The organism is Sphingobium anseongense (assembly GCF_037725245.1).
Classification (GTDB): Bacteria; Pseudomonadota; Alphaproteobacteria; order Sphingomonadales; family Sphingomonadaceae; genus Sphingobium.
Genome location: NZ_JBBJUL010000008.1, coordinates 1 through 16,316, shown reverse-complemented (window position 1 = coordinate 16,316; position 16,316 = coordinate 1). Strand labels below are relative to the sequence as shown.

The following is a 16,316-nucleotide window of genomic DNA, read 5'->3' as shown; positions in this document are numbered from 1 at the left end:
CGAGCAGGAAAGGAAATGTCTATGAACGGTGAGCCGGATGGGGTGACAGGCGCGCTGGATCGCCGGGCGACGTTGGGCCTTCTCCCACGCGCCGTGGCGCTTGGCGCGGGAATGGGCCTGTTGTCGCAGATGTTGACGACCGGGGCGGCGGCCGCGGCAGGCGACACGAGCCAGGTCGTCAAATTCGATCCTCGCAAGGCGCTTGGTGCCGCGGGTCCGATGGGCCCTGACTGGCAGGTGCCCGGCAGTCCGATGCCGATGGGCGCCGGAGACCTGCTTTACAAGTCCGAGGACGGCAAGTTCATTATAATGGTGTTCGAGGCCGCGCCCGCCCTTGTTCGCCTCCTTCCCTACAAGGAGGACGAGTTTTGGCTGCTGCTGGAGGGCGAGGTCGATTTTACGAACGCGGCCGGCGAGACCGTGGTGTTCGGCGCGGGTGAGACGTTTCTTGTTCCCAAAGGTTTCAGCGGACTTTCGCGCATAAGAACGAAGATGCGCAAACTTGCGATCCTCTATAGATCGTAAACACGGACAAATTTTTGGATCTGCCCAGCCGGCGCTAACGATCGCGCCGGGTTCTTTAAGTGTACCATAATTAGTCTGTACAATGCATGTCCCTTTCTATTGCGACAGACGGCCTGAATGAATGCGGCGATACGCATGAGGTGCCAATCTGCGGCAGATAACCTGAAAAATTAGGATAGAGTCGATGTCTAAGCCGTTCGCCTCCAGTGCCGACACGCAGGAAAAGAAGGAGACGCTTGAGGTGCTTGCCGATGGCGTATACGCGCTGACGGCGGAGGGTGATCCGAACGTAGGCGCGATTGAGGGCGAGGATTTTCTCGTGTGCTTCGAGGCGCGCGCGACACCTGCCGCGGCGCGCAGTTGGCTCGCCAAGCTGCGCGAACATACCGACAAGCCGGTCCGCTATCTCGTGTTGACGCACTATCATGCCGTGCGAGTGCTGGGCGCGAGTGCCTTCGAGGCGGAGTCCATCATTGCCAGCGACATGACACGTCACCTGATCGAGGAGCGTGGCAAGCAGGACTGGGATAGCGAATTCGGTCGTATGCCACGTTTGTTCAAGGAGCCGGAGGGCATTCCGGGCCTGACCCGGCCGGATCTGACGTTCGCCGATCACATGACGATCCAGCTTGGCGGAGATCGCGGACAGATCGATCTTCAGTTCTGCGGACGTGGCCACACGGCGGGCGACATCGTCGCCTGGCACGAAAAGAGCCGGACCCTGTTCGCCGGCGATCTCGTCGAAGCGGAGGCGGCTTTGTACACGGGCGACGCCTTCCACATGGACTGGTCCAGCGGCACGCTGGATCGCGTCCGCGCCTTCGATCCCGAGTTCCTGATCGGTGGTCGCGGTGCAGTGGCGCGTGGGCGCGACGCTTGCACCGCCGCAGTCGAGCAGACCCGCGAGTTCCTGGCAGGCATGATCAAGCATGTGGGCGATGCCCATCGCAATGGACGGGGCCTGAAGGCGGCGTTCGAGGCGACGCACGAAGCTTTGGCGCCGAAATTCGGCATGTGGCCGATCTTCGAGCACTGCCTGCCCTTCAACGTGCAGCGTCTGTGGGACGAGTTCGATGGTATCGACTGGCCGCGCATCTGGACGATGGAGCGCGACCGCGAAGTTTGGGCCGAGCTTCAGGGCTGATAGCGATGGCGAGCACGACATCGATTCCGGTCTGGCGTCAAGTGGGCGCCAGCCCGTTCCCGGATGCCGAGCGAGTACGGCTTGAGACCGTGATCGTCGGCGCAGGTCCCGTGGGCCTCACACTCGCACTTGCGCTGGGTCGGCTGGGTCGGCGTGTGACAGTCCTGAGCCGCCTCGACTTCGTGCCCGCTGGGTCGAAGGCGATCTGCTTCTCGAAGCGAACCCTGGACATCTGGGATCGCCTGGGCGTCGGCGCCGACATGTTGGCGGGCGGGGTGGTCTGGAGCCTCGGCAAAGTATTCTGGGGCGACCGCGAAGAGCCGGTATACGAGTTCGACATGCTTCCGGTGAAAGATCAGAAGATGCCTGGCTTCATCAATCTTCAGCAATATCATGCTGAAGAGGTGCTGCTTTCCGCCCTGTCGAAACTTGAAAATGTTGAGATCCGTTGGGGACACGAAGTCATCGGGATCGATCCGCGTGCCGACGGCGCGGACCTGAAAGTCTCGGCGGCGGGTCGGGAATATGCGATAGAGGCCGATTGGGTCGCTGCCTGCGACGGCTTCCGCTCCACGATCAGAAGCCTTCTTGGCCTCGCCTTTGAAGGAAGGGTCTTCGAAGACAATTTCCTGATCGCCGACGTCAAGGTAAAGGTCCCCCGGCCGACCGAGCGCTGGTTCTGGTTCGATCCGCCCTTCAACCCTGGCCGCTCCGCCCTCATGCATAAACAGCCTGACGATGTCTGGCGCCTTGACTTCCAGCTAGGCTGGGACATCGATCGCGAGGCTTGCGTTAAACCCGAGAACGTCGCCCCGTTCGTCCGTGGCTTATTGGGAGAAGGCGTCGAATTCACGCCTGAATGGTACAGCGTTTATACGTTCCAATGCCGGCGGATGGCGCGCTTCGTTCATGGCCGCGTGATCTTCGCGGGTGACAGTGCACATGTGGTTTCGCCATTCGGTGCGCGCGGGTGCAACGGCGGCGTTGCGGATGCGGAGAACCTTGCCTGGAAGCTGGATCTCGTCCTTTCGGGCGCAGCGTCGGCAGCGCTGCTCGAAAGCTATAATGACGAGGCCATTACCGCAGCAGACGAGAACATCCGCTGCTCTAGCCGCTCGACCGATTTCATGACGCCCAAGAGTGAAGTCGGCCATGCCTTTCGCGATGCGGTGCTGGAGCTGGCGCATGACCATAGTTTCGCCCGACCGTTCGTGAATTCAGGCAGATTGTCGACGCCCGTCAGCTATCCCGACAGCGTATTGAACACAGCTGATGGAGACGGCGAAAGGTGGCGGGGGCCGGCGCCCGGTTGCCCGCCTCTGGATGGTCCGCTTGGAAGCGGATGGCTGCTTGAGCGCGTCGGCAACGGGTTCGTCGTTCTGGCGAACGGGTGGCGCGGCGCCGCTCCCTGCGGCGCCACAGTCCTCGACGTAGCGGAAACCGATGAGGTGCCGGACCTGCTGATCGAGCGATGGGATCTGACACCCGGATCTGCATATCTGATCCGGCCTGATCAATATGTTGCAGCCCGCTGGCGGAAGCCGAGCGCGGAAGAGGTCGATCGCGCCATATTGCGCGCGAAGGGGCGGCAATCGTGACCCGGCTCATGACCAATCCAAATATAGCGCGGCCCGACGATATCTATGAACGTCTGATAGACCTTCATGCCGACCGCAGCCCCGAGGAGAGCCTCCGTATAAATGCGCGGCTCATATTGCTTCTCATCAATCACGTCGGTGATCCGGAAGTTTTGCAGGAGGCCTTCGCGATCGCGGCCGCGACGAACCAGGGTGCGAACCGATGACGAATTCGAGCATGGCGAACTTTTTGACCGGGTTCGGCAACCACTTCGCGACCGAGGCGATCCCCGGGGCGCTGCCCCAAGGTCAGAATTCGCCGCAGAAGGTGCCGTTCGGCCTTTATGCCGAGCAACTCTCGGGCACGGCTTTCACATCGCCGCGCGCGGAGAACAAGCGTTCCTGGCTCTATCGCCTGCGTCCGATTGCCAGCCACAAACCGTTCCAGCCCTATAACGGCGCGGCCCTGCTGCGTTCCGGCCCGTTCGAGGAGCTTCCGCCCACGGCCAACCGTCTGCGCTGGGATCCGCTGGGCCTCCCGGGAACACCGATCGACTTTGTGGATGGCCTCGTCACATATGGCGGCAACGGCGATGTCGCGACCGGGACCGGGCTGGGAATCCATCTCTACGCCGCCAATCGATCGATGGACCGGCGTGCTTTCCAGAATGCCGACGGCGAGATGCTGATCGTGCCGCAGCAGGGCGTGCTTACCATCGTCACGGAGCTTGGGCGGTTCGACGTCGCACCGCTCCAGATCGCGCTCATTCCGCGCGGACTTCGATTCCGCGTAGAGCTTGCCGGCCCGTCGCGCGGCTATGTCGCCGAGAATTACGGGCAGCTCCTGCGCTTGCCTGACTTGGGTCCGATCGGCTCCAATGGCCTCGCCAATCCACGCGATTTTGAAACGCCCCCGGCTTGGTATGAAGACCGGGACGAGGCTTACGAAGTCGTCCAGAAATTCCAGGGCGGGCTTTGGACCACCACCCTGGACCATTCGCCCTTTGACGTAGTAGCCTGGCACGGCAACCTCGCGCCCTGCCGCTACGATCTCACCCGCTTCAACACGATCAACACGGTCAGCTTCGATCATCCTGATCCGTCGATCTTCACCGTCCTGACCAGCCCGAGCGAGCATCATGGCACCGCCAACTGGGATTTCGTTATCTTTCCGCCGCGCTGGATGGTGGCGGACCATACGTTCCGCCCGCCCTGGTTCCACCGCAACGTGATGAGCGAGTTCATGGGGCTGATCGAAGGCGCCTATGATGCCAAGGAAGGCGGCTTCGCACCCGGCGGCGCCAGCCTGCACAACCAGATGGCGGGTCATGGCCCCGACCGCGCCTCCTATGAGAAGGCGGTCGCGACCGAGCTTGCGCCCCACAGGATAGAACGCACGATGGCCTTTATGTTCGAAAGCCGCTGGGTGATCCGGCCGACGCGCTGGGCCGCGGAAAGTCCGCTCTGCCAGCTCGACTATGACGACTGCTGGGCTAACTTCACCAAGGCCAGATTGCCGTGAGCCAGCTCGACGAAACCCATGATCCCAGTCGCATCAGCTGGGTCGAGAGCGCAAACGGCCACCCGGACTTCCCGATTCAGAATTTGCCCTTCGGCATTTTTTCGCCGGGGCCGGACTCGCCCAGACCGGGTGTCGCGATCGGGGATATGATCCTCGATCTCGTTGCCGTTTCCTCTCTGCTCCCGGATGAAGTGCGGTCGTGCCTCGACGGCGCTAACCTCAACGGGCTGATGGCGCTGCCGTCAGTCTATCGCGTCGCTTTGCGCCGCCGCTTATCGCATATCCTTTCAACGGAAGCCCTGTGGGCAGAGGTTGCTCCTTCACTTTTCCGTGCCCAGGATTGCGCCTTGCATCTGCCTGCCGCGATCGGCGACTACACCGACTTTTATGTTGGCATCCACCACGCGACCAACGTCGGCGCGCTGTTCCGGCCGGACAATCCGCTTCTGCCCAACTATAAATATGTGCCGATCGGCTATCACGGTCGCGCCTCGTCGGTGCGCCCGTCGGGCGTGCCGGTCGTCCGACCCAACGGCCAGCACAAAGGCCCGAACGATGCCGAACCAGGCTTCGGCCCGTCGCGCCGGCTCGATTACGAACTGGAACTGGGCATCTGGGTGGGATCAGGCAACGCGCTTGGCCATCCGATCCCGATCGGCGAGGCGCAGGGGCATATCGCGGGCTATTCCCTGCTCAACGACTGGTCCGCGCGCGATGTGCAGGCCTGGGAGTATCAGCCATTGGGGCCTTTCCTCGCCAAGAATTTCCATACGACCGTCTCGCCCTGGGTCGTGACCGGGGAGGCGCTGGCGCCGTTCCGCACGGCGCAGCCTGCGCGCCCGCAGTCCGACCCCGCGCCCCTGCCTTATTTACTCGACGCATCCGACCAGATGAACGGCGCACTGGCTCTTGATCTTGAGGTGCACATTGTCACGCAACGAATGCGCGAGTTGCGATTGCCGCCCTTTGTCCTAAGTCGCGGATCGTCGACGTCGATGTACTGGACCCCAGCCCAGATCGTGACGCATCATGCCTCCAACGGCTGCAATCTTCAGCCGGGCGATCTGATCGGCACCGGGACGCTTTCGGGAGCGGAGCCGGGTGCCCTGGGGAGTCTTCTCGAGATCGGCAGGGGCGGAACCAGTCCGATCGCATTGCCAGGCGGCGAGACACGCACATTCCTTGAAGACGGAGACGAAGTGACGCTGTGCGCGCACGCCCGCGTCGAAGGGCATGTCGCTATCGGGTTCGGTGCGTGCAGTGCGACAGTCTTGCCCGCTCCATGACCGAGCAACTCGTCCTCCACGGCGATGCTGCGATCACGCAGAGCCTCGCCATCCTCGAATGGATCGAAGACACAAGTTTCGGCCTGTTTCAGCCTCGCCTCAGGTCAGTGAATATGGTGACTTGCATGATCCCTGCAAATGCATGTCCCCATATGTTGGGACAGACAGCGGTGAGAGACTAGGAAATATTCTGAAAATATACTTCCAACCGGCTTAACCGAAAAATTGGATCGCCTCTGTGTCAAACCCGTTCGCTTCCATTGCAGTTTTTCGAGACGGGAATTTCCGAACCGGGACCGTCAAAGATTGTCACATGACGATAAAGTCGGCGGCCTGAGCCATCGCCTTTCAGTGATTTAAGGAGCCTTGATGAGTAAATTCTCCTTCTTTCGCGGCTTTCGGTACGCCTTGATTGGCGGGGCGCTGCTATATTCGCAGGCGCAGGCCGAGGTGCCGGTGGATACGATGCCCAATGTGGCGACGCTGCCCGCGCAATATCCTGACAGCTGGATATATGTTCGCGAATTCCTCGACCCTATCGTCGATGGCTACTCCGTGATTGATGTAGCCGATGAGCAAGATCCTTATAAAGGCTTCATTCAAGCCGGTTACATCTCAAGTATTCTTGTCCCGCGCACGCGGCCTGAGGTCCTCGTGGCGACTACTGTCCGCGAGCGGGCAGGTACTGGGAAGCGCACCGACTTTCTTGCATTTACAAATAAGCAAAACCTCAAGACCGACCGGGAAATTATCCTGCCCGAAGACAAGCGTGCGATCGTCGCGGCCGGATTGACCCGCATGCAGCTATCCGCAGACGAGAAGTTCGTGTTTATCTTCAACTTCACGCCAGCCACGTCGGTGACGGTCGTCGATCTGGATCGCCGGCAGATTGTTGGCGAGGTCGACATTCCTGGCTGTACGTTGATCTATCCAACCGGTCGCAGATCCTTCACGTCGCTTTGCGGCGACGGTTCGATGACCACCTTCGTCCTGGATGCTGCCGGTCATGTCACGCACGAGAATAGGCTGGAGCAAATAAACGATTTCGAGCATGATTCGCTCTATTCGGAGCCCGCCCGGATTGGGAAAATCTTCTATTTCTCGACTCTCGGTGGGAATGTTCAGCCGATCGACATGTCCATCGATGCGCCGAAGGCGCTCTCCAAGTGGGCGCTCATTAGCCCCGAAGACAAGGCGGCGGGTTGGGTGACCGGCATCGGCGAGTATAACACATCCGATTTGGCCGCAGACGACCAGAATAGATTGTACGTTCGGGTTCGACAAACGGCCGACGCGGCGAAAGGAAGGGCGGAGACGACCGAAGTTTGGGTCTATGACGTCGCCAATAAGAAGCGCGTCGCTCGGATACCGCTTGTACACGGTGGCTCGACCATCGCCGTGACGCACGGTCGGCCCTATCTCGTCGTAACACCTGATCCGGACCCGGTCATCGGAGCCGGCCTTGACGTCTATGATGGGATCAGCGGCAAGCTTCTCCGACAGATCGCCGGATGGAGGCAGGGATCGACGCTCGCTCTCAGCGCCGTCCATGATTGATCCGCTTGTCGTCCTCGCGCTGCAAGGGTTCCTGGCAACTCTCCTCGTCGTGGAGGGTGGTCGCAAGCTCGCTCCCGGCAATAATTTTCGCGCTGCTCTCGCATCCTATGGGATGGTGCCTCGATCCCTTCTGCCGCTGGCGGCGACGCTTCTCGCCTTAGCGGAAATCTTGTCCGGCATGATGTTAGCGGTGTCGATAGCGGCGCCCTTCGTGCTCGTCATCATGCTGAGCTATTTAGCCGTCATCGTGCGGAGTATCTCGTCAGGATTGGCGGTCGCGGATTGCGGCTGTTCCTTCGGGAAGCGGCCATCTCCACTTTCGCGATGGCATGTGGTGCGTGCCGCCGTGCTCGCGGCCGCAAGCGCCATCGTCTATTTGAATATGCCGAGCAGCCCAACTGACTGGCGATCTGTTCAGGCAGTCCCAGCAATTGGCTGCTTGTGGTTGCTCTATCTCGCTTGTGATCAAATGATCTCCACAGCCGCCCGACTTGAACCCGGAGATGCATGATGAACGCTAATATCCTAATCGGATCGCAACTACTTCTTTGGTTTATGGTTATTCTTCTCAGTGTCGTCGTGTTCGCCCTGGCGAGGCAGTTGGGGATCCTCTACCAGCGCATCGATCCCGTCGGCGCGCTCGCCATGAACCAGAAATTCGCTGGAGGCGACAAGGCGCCCAGCATGGTGTTGACCACTCTCGATGGGCGGGAAGTGGCAATTGCTCCTCGCGGTTCCGGTGACGTCGGGAAGGCGCGATCGCAGCTGCTTTTCTTCCTCTCCCCAACCTGCCCCATCTGCAAAACGCTGCTCCCCTCGATTCAGTCGCTTCGCCGCCGCGAGGCTGCCTGGCTGGACATTGTCCTGGCGAGCGACGGCGGCACCGAGAACAGTCATCGCGCGTTCGTCACCGAACGTAAGCTGGAGGATTTTCCCTATATCCTCTCAGAAGCTCTTGGCCGGGCCTATGCCGTGGCGCAGCTGCCCTATGGCGTGCTGATAGGCGAAGATGGCGACATCACGGCCCTCGGCCTCGTCAATTCACGCGAACATCTGGACAGCCTTCTCGAAGCGCGCCGGCTGGGGAAACCGACTATCCAAGATTTTTTGAGTGACTCCGAGGGCATGCAAGTGCCGGTTCGTAATGCTCACAGCGCGGACACCAGGCGGGTCGAACCATCCATCAGTCAGAGGAATTGAAATATGAAGAGCGTGGAGGATTCGGTCGAAGGCGCGATCCGCAACGTGGCTGGCAGAACATCGCGCCGCGGTCTTATCGGACGGCTGGGGATATTCCTCGTCGGAGGCGCTGCGCTGCCGCTGCTTCCTGTCGGCCGGGCTGTCGCGGGTCCTGTGGACCTGGGCAAGAACAAGGAAGGCACCTATCCTGGCGTCGCGGCAAAGCCAAGTCTTGGCCCCGATGAGGAGGGAAGCGTCACGAGCTGCGATTATTGGCGCTATTGCGGAATATCGGGAAATCTGTGCGCCTGTTGCGGAGGAAGTGCAAACCAGTGCCCGCCAGGTACGACGATGTCGTCGCTGGCGTGGGTCGGGACCTGCCTAAATCCCAAGGATGGGAAAAGCTACATCATCTCGTACAATGATTGTTGCGGCAAAACAGGGTGCAAGCGCTGTTCCTGCGATCGCGGATCTGAGAACCATGAAAGCTCGCATCTAGTGCGGCCACAGACCAGCGGACGATATCTCTGGTGCGGTGGAAGCGGCGAATCCGCCATTGCCTGCACCACGGCAAACGTGGTCGGCGTCGCAATGGACAGTCGGTAAAGGGTCGGAAGCAAGATGTGCAAACTTTTATGTCATTTGCCGATCATGGCGTTCGCCTTCATCGCGGCCGGGGGGCAGGCGCAGGCGGCGGACCCGACCGACGGCGCCCGCGCCTTTCAACCCTGTGCGGCATGCCATCTGGCCACGGGAAAGGGCGTTCCAGGGCTGGCGCCGTCGTTGAGGGACCGGCTGGCCAAGGTTCCATCGACGCAGAAAGGGCGCGATTATCTCATCATGGCCGTCCAGAAGGGGCTGTTCGGCAGCCTGCGGGCCGACGGACTGACCTTCAACGGGCTGATGCCGCCGCAAGGCGCCGTACTTGGCGATGCCGGCACCGCAACCGTCCTGAATTATGTGCTCGTCAAGCTCAATGGCGCCGACAAAATAGCGGGATGGCGCCCCTTCACCGGGGATGAGGTGGCGGCGGTGAAGAAACGCTATCCCGCTGCTACTGCGGCGACTGTCCTTGGCATGCGTCGCCTGGTGCCATCGCTTGGCGGGGCGCCTTGATGGGTGGCTGGAGATGTTCGCTTCGGCAGCCTTTCGTCCTGCTCATGGCGATATCGTGTTTCGCCGGGGGCGGAGTTCGCGCGCTCGCCCAGCCGATCGATCGATCGCGCGCGGCGCTCAACTGGACGATGCACTGCCAGGGCTGTCACGGCACCGAAGGGCAGGGGTCCGCTGGAGGCGCGCCGGCGATCGCGGGGCGCCTGGGTGGTCTGCTCGCTCGGGAAGGAGGGCGAGAGTATTTATCGCGGGTGCCCGGTGTTGCCATGTCGAACATTTCCGACAAGGATCTTGCCGATGTCCTCAACTGGATGATCCAGCGGTTCGATCCGACGCATATTCCCAAAGGGTTCAGGCCGTATTCGGCGATGGAGGTTGGCAGGCTGCGGAAAAACCCGATCATATCGAATGCTCAAAATGAGCGCCGAAGAATTCTGGAAAGAGCGGTGAGTACGGTCAAATAAACGGGCAACGATCAAGGGGGTAATTCACGAAGGATTTTGCCAGGCTGCGGGTACCGTCATTGGGCGCCTTTGCACAAAAAAGCCAGCACGTAGGAAGAGGAGAGAAAAGATGGATTATCAGATCGACAGGGACATGACAGCCGACGAGGTGTTGGGAGACATGGACCTTAGCGGCAAGCGGGTCCTCGTTACGGGCGCGGGCTCCGGCCTTGGACTGGAGACCTGTCGCGCCCTGGCCGCTCGTGGCGCCTACGTAGTTGGCGCCGTTCGCGATACGGAAAAGGCCCGTCTGGCCACCGCCACGATCTCGGCTACCGCTCCTGACGCCTTCGAACTCGTCGAGCTGGACCTTGCATCCCTGGACAGCGTCCGGCGCTGCGCCGACATGTTGCTGGCGGCAGGAGACCCGTTCGATGTCGTCATCTGCAATGCCGGTGTGATGGCCACGCCTGAAGGGCGGACGAAGGATGGCTTTGAAACGCAGTTCGGCGTCAACCATCTCGGACATTTTTTACTGGTCAATCGGATTATTGGGCTCCTGCGTTCCGGGTCTCGGATCATCATGCTCTCGTCGATGGCCCACCGCATGGGCGACCTGGACCTCGACGATCCCAATTTCGAACGCAGGCCTTACGATCCCTGGGCCTCCTACGGGGGTTCAAAGACGGCCAACGTCCTTTTCGCCGTCGAACTGGATCGGCGTTTGCGCGACCGTGGCGTGCGCGTCGCTGCTGTGCACCCGGGCGTCGCCTTCGGCACGGATCTGGTGCGACACATGCGCGAGGAGGATCGTGTAGCCTTCCTGAAGTCGGAAAAGGACTTCCATCACAGGATCAAGACTATGGAAGAGGGCGCCGCGACCACGGTGTGGAGCGCGTTCGTGGCCCCAGCCGACGAAGTCGGAGGGCGCTACAGTCAGGATTGTCGGGTCGTGCCTGTGAATGATTCCACGGTCACTTCGAACGCCGGCCCCAGAGCCTACGCGATGGACCCCGCACGCGCGACCAGGCTCTGGACAATCAGCGAAGAGATGGTCGGCGAGACCTTCAACCCATGATCTGAGCCGTTGTTTCGCTGTTGCGGGCACGGCGGAGCATCCCGTCGATAGCGGCGGGACGTATCTCGCAAAAAGGGTCGGCTCCGGCGCTGCATCATGATGAACAGGTGCTCATTGGACCGATGGCCCTGATGAGCTCCGCAGCGCCCGTGTTCCAATCCGTCTATCGCGCTATGGGGCATCAACAAGCCGCTGGTTTTAAAGGAGGATGCGAAGTGAACAGCTTGGACGCTGAAGAGTTGCTGCGGATCGCGCAGGATCGGACGGGTCTGTCCGATTTCGGACCCGACGATTTTCGCGAAGGTCTGGACATGGTGGTGAAATGCGTCAATTCCGACGTTGCGGTTCGTCCCGATCGGGAGGAGGCGTTGCGCGAAAATCTTCTGCGCCTCCTCATCAACCGGCTGTGGTTTCAAAAGGATCTCACCGACCATCCCGAGATTCTCGACGAAGTCATCGACGGGCCGATAATCATCACGTCGTTGCCGCGCACCGGCAGCACGAAATTGCACCGGTTACTGGGCGCGTCGGGCGATTTCCAGCTCGTCGAATATTGGAAGGGTCATATGTTCGCCCGCATCCCCGGCGCGCCCGACGGCGGCCGCGAGCGGCGAATTGCCGAGACGCGCGCCTATGAAAAATGGCTGTATGAGGTGTCGCCTGACATGATCACGGGCCATCCCGTGTTCACGGATGAGGCCGAAGAGGAGATGCAGCTTCTCGAATATTCATTTCGAACCACGGGATTCGGGCTGTTCGGCTCGGCCTCCCATTTCCAGTGGTTGTTAAGCGCCGATCCTACGCCAGCTTATGATTATATGAAAATGCAGATGCAATATCTGCAATGGCAGAACCCGCAAGATCGTAAGAAGCCTTGGCTCCTCAAGACGCCGATCCATTTCGGACAGGAAACGCAGCTGAACCGGATTTTCGACAATCCGCGTTTCATCGTCACCCATCGCGATCCAATCAAATGCATTCCGTCGATCGCGGGCGTCAATCACAACTGGCGTATGTGCTACGTGGACGTGGACGTGGAATCCGATGCGAACGAGGGGCCGGCGATGATAAGCTATTTCGGCAATTCCTCCGACGATCATCTTGCATGGCGCGACAGTGATCCGGATCTGCAAATCCTCGACATCGCCTTTTCGGACGTCACTTCGAACGACGAGGCGGTCGTCCGCAAGATTTACGAGGCATTCGGCCTGCCGCTCACCGAAAGAAGCAAGCAGGCGATGCGCGATTGGTCCGAACGCAACCCACGCAACAAACATGGAGGCCATTCCTATTCGTCCGAGAAATTCGGCACGACAAACGAAGCGATCCGGGCGCGCTTCACCAATTATATTGACCGTTTCGCGCCGCTGTTGAAGGCTTAAGGCCTCGACGTTTTCTGATGAAGGAAGGGCCGTCATGCGTGACCTCGAACAACGATTGACCGAAGTCGAAGCTCGCTTCGCGATCACCGACGTCATCTATAAATTCTGTCGCGCGGCAGACCGCAGCGATCTCGAAGCGATCGCGCCCCTGTTTCATGAGGATGCCGTGGACAATCACGGCTTTTACGAAGGCGATGTGCCGGGGTTGATCGCATGGATGCGGGAACGGCATCGTAATATCCTGCACGCCAGCCATAATGTGACCAATGTTCTCATCGAATTCGAAAGCGCGGACCGCGCGTTGGTGGAATCCCGCGTAACCGTCTGCATCCGCTATTCACCTGCGGGAGCGGCGGCCTTCGCGCAGGTCGCCGGTCTCACCATAGCTGATAACCGGCCGGTCGATGTTCTGTCGTTTGGCCGCTATGTCGATATTTTCGAACGGCGTGACAAGGCATGGAAGATCGCATCACGAACGGGGGTTCCCGACCAGCATCTGGCATTCGAAGTTCCCGAGGAAACCGACATAACTTCCCCCATCCTCGTCAAGCCTCGCCGGGATCAGGAGGATCTTGTTTTCCGGCTTCGCCGCGAAATGGGGCTGGCCTGATTCTGTGGCGGCAGGGCACTTTACCGAGCGAACCCGAACTTTCCGAGTTTCGGCGCATGACGAGTAGCGGCTCCGACATTGGTCTTGCTGTTGATTGCCGCTGAGAAGTGACCCGGGTTTTTATCGAGAAGTGACCCACCTTGCGATTATGTTTCGGATGTCAGGGTTGGGTCGAGATGGGGTCTTCTCCTTCCTGGTTTTGGGCTGCTGAGCCGAGCTGTTCTTGAACCGGAAGCTGTCGTTGCCGGTCTCGAGGATGACCCGCGCAAAACCGTTACAAGTCCAGACTTGCGGTGGACAGGCGGGTTGCCCTTGATCAAACAACGCGGCCTTAGCGCTGATGGCTCGACACGTGCGGCGTGGCTCCTGCGTGCGTCGGCACACCTGTCGTCCTCCAGCTCATGGTATCGAGCAGGAAGGACTGATCGCGCACGGGAGCTTCATCGGGCATGGACGATCTCGCAAGCGATTGGATCAGGGCTTCAGCAGGACGCTGCCTTGCGTCTGGCCGCTTTCCAGCAGGCGATGGACCTGCGGCGCCTCCTCCAGCGGGAAGCTACGCCAGACCTTCGGCGGGATCACCCCTGCCTGTGCCGCAGCGAAAACATCGGCGGCGCGTTCGGCATATTCTTCGGGATCCGTCGCATAGGCGGCGAGGCTCGGCCTGGTGACAAAGAGCGAGGTCTTGTTAATGCGGCGAATGTCGATCGGATCGGGCACGCCGGAGGTCGCGCCGATGGAAACCATGGTGCCGCGCACGCGCAGACAGTCGAGCGAGGTATCGAATGTGGACCACCCGACGCCGTCATAGACCACGTCCGCCATCGCGCCGCCGGTGATGCGCTTGACCTCGGAGGGCAGGTCACACGCTCCCCAGACCAGAACCTCATCGCAGCCCGCATCCCGGCCAGCCGCCGCGCTCGACTCCTTGGACACTACCCCGATCACCTTCGCGCCAAGATGCTTCGCCCAAGGCACCATGATCTGCCCGAGCGCGCCGGCCACGCCGTAGATCAGCACGTTGCTGTCAGCACCTACCGGGAACGTAGTCTTCAGCAGATATTGCGCGGTCAGCCCTTTGAGCATCAGCGCCGCGGCCTGATCGAAGTTCAGCACGTCGGGAATGCGAATGAGGCGGCCCGCCGGAATGAGGCGCGCACTTGCATATCCACCCAGCGGGCCTAGCGCATAAGCCACGCGATCACCGACGGCGACATTCCCGACGCCCTCGCCAATCTCGACCACCCGGCCGGCTCCTTCGACACCCAGTCCGCTTGGCAGCGCCACTGGAACCATCCCGTTACGGTGGGTGACGTCGAGAAAATTGACGCCGATCGCCTCCTGCTCGATCCAGGCCTCGCCTGCGCCGGGAGAGGCCTGAACGACATCGCGGATCTGCAACACGTCCGGCCCGCCGGTCGTATCGAAAACAATTTGCTTGCTCATCGAATCCTCCTTAATCGCTCCCATTGCATAAGCACTGGGTCAACGGCTAAAATATCGAGCGGTCGCAATCTTCGCTCGATTATGCAACCGGCGGGTTGAAACTCGCCCGTTGCTTCGCTCGCGCTCCGGCACAACAATAGCGGTTGGTTTTATGGTTGCAGCCGGATGCAAGAAGGCGGTCACGTCACCTTACATCAGGCAAGTTTGTCGGCGATGTAGGCGCCCATCTGCTCGATTGCTTGGCGACCTTCGGGAATGATGGCCGCAAAGAACGGCCAGATGTGGGTCATGCCTTCCCAAACGTCGATCTCCAGTTCCACTCCGGCGGATTTGGCGCGCGCCGCGAAGCGCGTGGAATCGTCGAGCAACACTTCGAATGAGCCGACGAGGATCAGCACTGGTGGCAAGCCGGCAAGCTCGGCGTAGAGCGGCGACGCCAGCGGCGATCGCGGATCCCCCTCGCGTCCGATGTAATGGTCGGTCACCACATCGAGCAAGTCGGAAGAGATTATCGGGTCTAACGCCGCCTTGGAGAGTATTGAGCTGCCTTCCTTGGCTTGGTCGGTGAACGGTGATATGCACACCGCCGCTGCGGGGAGCGGAGCCCCTTGATCTCGCAGAGCGACGAGTACCGCCAAGGTCAACCCGCCGCCGGCCGAGTCACCCGCGATTACGATCTGGTTTGACGGCACACCTTGGGAAAGCAGCCATTGGTAGCCAGCCAGAGCGTCGTCGAGGGCGGCCGGAAATTTGTTTTCGGGCGCAAGCCGGTAGTCCAACGATAGCCCCCGCATGTCCGCAGCCCGGCAAAGGCGAGACACCATGCCACGGTAGTCCTTTGCAGACCCGAAGAAGTAACCGCCACCGTGGAGGTAGAGGAGAACCCGGGATGGAATGGTGCCGGGCAGGTTCACCCATTCGCCCGGGACCCCGCCAGCATCGACCGCTTCAAACTCCGCATCGTCCAGGGGCGGAGCGAGCATTTCGGCCATGGCCGCAAAGCCGGAACGAAGCTGCTCTGGAGTCTGGCTCGCCTCCAGCGGATGGGCTCGAAATTGCGCCGTCAATGCTTCGTGTTCGGGGCTGGGCATTGCTGATCCCTCTATGTTGTTGGCTCTCAAGTGATGACCTGCTTCGCCCATATAGCGAACTTCATCGAAACCCTGCAGGGCACATCGGGCCGTGTCGCAGAGCTCCGTCTGCTCTCTGCAAAATACGGCAGTCGGCTTGGTCGATCCTAAATTTCGCTTGTTCCTGCCGAAATACTCTCCAGACCTAGATCTATTTGAAATGGCCTTCTCGCAACTCAAGAACCTACTGCGAAAAGCCCCCGGGCGGATCTTCGATTGCTTTCAACGCCATCTGCGACATATGCCGCATCTATCTTCCCCAAGAATGCGAAAACTACTTAACGGCTGCAGATGGACCAGATTAACAGATCGGTGCTCTAGTGC

The 16,316-nt window shown here is 60.5% G+C and carries 17 protein-coding genes; 15 read left to right on the top strand and 2 right to left on the bottom strand.

The annotated features are described in order from the left end of the window. The first annotated feature begins 21 nt into the window (after positions 1-21). The 15 genes from WG908_RS11850 (at position 22) to WG908_RS11780 (ending at position 13,416) form a co-directional block, all read left to right on the top strand. Positions 22-525, top strand: coding sequence for a cupin domain-containing protein (locus WG908_RS11850; protein ID WP_340186801.1), 504 nt, complete (start codon positions 22-24; stop codon positions 523-525). Positions 526-709: 184 nt separating this feature from the next. Continuing rightward, positions 710-1,669, top strand: coding sequence for an MBL fold metallo-hydrolase (locus tag WG908_RS11845; RefSeq protein ID WP_340186800.1), 960 nt, complete (start codon positions 710-712; stop codon positions 1,667-1,669). Between the two features lie 5 nt (positions 1,670-1,674). Further along, a complete protein-coding gene (locus WG908_RS11840; protein WP_340186799.1) occupies positions 1,675-3,267 on the top strand; it encodes an FAD-dependent oxidoreductase in 1,593 nt (530 codons plus the stop codon). Beyond that, positions 3,264-3,473, top strand: a complete 210-nt coding sequence (locus WG908_RS11835; RefSeq protein ID WP_340186798.1) for a DUF2783 domain-containing protein — start codon at positions 3,264-3,266, stop codon at positions 3,471-3,473. Before WG908_RS11840 ends, WG908_RS11835 begins: the two co-directional genes overlap by 4 nt. Positions 3,474-3,484: 11 nt before the next feature. Beyond that, entirely contained in the window at positions 3,485-4,768 is a 1,284-nt protein-coding gene (gene hmgA, locus WG908_RS11830) for a homogentisate 1,2-dioxygenase (protein ID WP_340186797.1), read from the top strand. Beyond that, on the top strand, positions 4,759-6,054 hold the full coding sequence (gene fahA, locus WG908_RS11825) for a fumarylacetoacetase (protein ID WP_340186926.1): 1,296 nt from the start codon (positions 4,759-4,761) through the stop codon (positions 6,052-6,054). Before hmgA ends, fahA begins: the two co-directional genes overlap by 10 nt. Before the next feature lie 369 nt (positions 6,055-6,423). Next, a complete protein-coding gene (locus WG908_RS11820) occupies positions 6,424-7,611 on the top strand; it encodes an amine dehydrogenase large subunit (RefSeq protein ID WP_340186796.1) in 1,188 nt (395 codons plus the stop codon). After that, complete coding sequence (locus WG908_RS11815; RefSeq protein WP_340186795.1) at positions 7,604-8,122, top strand: MauE/DoxX family redox-associated membrane protein; 519 nt, start codon at positions 7,604-7,606, stop codon at positions 8,120-8,122. The genes WG908_RS11820 and WG908_RS11815 overlap by 8 nt, the downstream gene beginning before the upstream one ends. Continuing rightward, positions 8,119-8,811: a thioredoxin domain-containing protein gene (locus tag WG908_RS11810; protein WP_340186794.1), complete on the top strand. Its 693-nt coding sequence runs from the start codon at positions 8,119-8,121 to the stop codon at positions 8,809-8,811. The genes WG908_RS11815 and WG908_RS11810 overlap by 4 nt, the downstream gene beginning before the upstream one ends. Before the next feature lie 3 nt (positions 8,812-8,814). Further along, entirely contained in the window at positions 8,815-9,396 is a 582-nt protein-coding gene (locus WG908_RS11805; RefSeq protein WP_340186793.1) for a methylamine dehydrogenase light chain, read from the top strand. Between the two features lie 15 nt (positions 9,397-9,411). Then, positions 9,412-9,906: a c-type cytochrome gene (locus tag WG908_RS11800; RefSeq protein ID WP_340186792.1), complete on the top strand. Its 495-nt coding sequence runs from the start codon at positions 9,412-9,414 to the stop codon at positions 9,904-9,906. A gap of 263 nt (positions 9,907-10,169) precedes the next feature. Next, positions 10,170-10,367 (top strand): hypothetical protein, encoded by a 198-nt coding sequence (locus WG908_RS11795; RefSeq protein ID WP_340186791.1) that lies wholly within the window; start codon positions 10,170-10,172, stop codon positions 10,365-10,367. A 109-nt stretch (positions 10,368-10,476) separates the two neighbouring features. After that, positions 10,477-11,424: an SDR family NAD(P)-dependent oxidoreductase gene (locus WG908_RS11790; RefSeq protein WP_340186790.1), complete on the top strand. Its 948-nt coding sequence runs from the start codon at positions 10,477-10,479 to the stop codon at positions 11,422-11,424. A gap of 215 nt (positions 11,425-11,639) precedes the next feature. After that, complete coding sequence (locus WG908_RS11785) at positions 11,640-12,806, top strand: sulfotransferase family protein (protein WP_340186789.1); 1,167 nt, start codon at positions 11,640-11,642, stop codon at positions 12,804-12,806. Between the two features lie 34 nt (positions 12,807-12,840). Continuing rightward, positions 12,841-13,416, top strand: coding sequence for a nuclear transport factor 2 family protein (locus WG908_RS11780; protein WP_340186788.1), 576 nt, complete (start codon positions 12,841-12,843; stop codon positions 13,414-13,416). Between the two features lie 474 nt (positions 13,417-13,890). Here WG908_RS11780 and WG908_RS11775 read toward each other — a convergent pair whose 3' ends face one another. Then, positions 13,891-14,886 carry a quinone oxidoreductase family protein gene (locus WG908_RS11775; RefSeq protein ID WP_340186787.1) on the bottom strand — a complete coding sequence of 332 codons (996 nt, stop codon included), beginning with the start codon at positions 14,884-14,886 and terminating at the stop codon, positions 13,891-13,893. A 170-nt stretch (positions 14,887-15,056) separates the two neighbouring features. Then, positions 15,057-15,953 carry an alpha/beta hydrolase gene (locus WG908_RS11770; RefSeq protein ID WP_340186786.1) on the bottom strand — a complete coding sequence of 299 codons (897 nt, stop codon included), beginning with the start codon at positions 15,951-15,953 and terminating at the stop codon, positions 15,057-15,059. Between the last annotated feature and the right edge of the window lie 363 nt (positions 15,954-16,316).

Bases quoted from the DNA above. Each gene is read 5' to 3' on its own strand.
- WG908_RS11820 (WP_340186796.1), top strand. From the start codon at position 6,424: ATGAGTAAATTCTCCTTCTTTCGCGGCTTTCGGTACGCCTTGATTGGC.
- WG908_RS11805 (WP_340186793.1), top strand. From the start codon at position 8,815: ATGAAGAGCGTGGAGGATTCGGTCGAAGGCGCGATCCGCAACGTGGCT.
- WG908_RS11845 (WP_340186800.1), top strand. From the start codon at position 710: ATGTCTAAGCCGTTCGCCTCCAGTGCCGACACGCAGGAAAAGAAGGAG.
- WG908_RS11840 (WP_340186799.1), top strand. From the start codon at position 1,675: ATGGCGAGCACGACATCGATTCCGGTCTGGCGTCAAGTGGGCGCCAGC.
- hmgA (WP_340186797.1), top strand. From the start codon at position 3,485: ATGGCGAACTTTTTGACCGGGTTCGGCAACCACTTCGCGACCGAGGCG.
- WG908_RS11780 (WP_340186788.1), top strand. From the start codon at position 12,841: ATGCGTGACCTCGAACAACGATTGACCGAAGTCGAAGCTCGCTTCGCG.
- WG908_RS11800 (WP_340186792.1), top strand. From the start codon at position 9,412: ATGTGCAAACTTTTATGTCATTTGCCGATCATGGCGTTCGCCTTCATC.
- WG908_RS11810 (WP_340186794.1), top strand. From the start codon at position 8,119: ATGATGAACGCTAATATCCTAATCGGATCGCAACTACTTCTTTGGTTT.
- WG908_RS11790 (WP_340186790.1), top strand. From the start codon at position 10,477: ATGGATTATCAGATCGACAGGGACATGACAGCCGACGAGGTGTTGGGA.
- WG908_RS11795 (WP_340186791.1), top strand. From the start codon at position 10,170: ATGTCGAACATTTCCGACAAGGATCTTGCCGATGTCCTCAACTGGATG.
- WG908_RS11775 (WP_340186787.1), bottom strand. From the start codon at position 14,886: ATGGGAGCGATTAAGGAGGATTCGATGAGCAAGCAAATTGTTTTCGAT.
- WG908_RS11815 (WP_340186795.1), top strand. From the start codon at position 7,604: ATGATTGATCCGCTTGTCGTCCTCGCGCTGCAAGGGTTCCTGGCAACT.
- WG908_RS11770 (WP_340186786.1), bottom strand. From the start codon at position 15,953: ATGCCCAGCCCCGAACACGAAGCATTGACGGCGCAATTTCGAGCCCAT.
- WG908_RS11850 (WP_340186801.1), top strand. From the start codon at position 22: ATGAACGGTGAGCCGGATGGGGTGACAGGCGCGCTGGATCGCCGGGCG.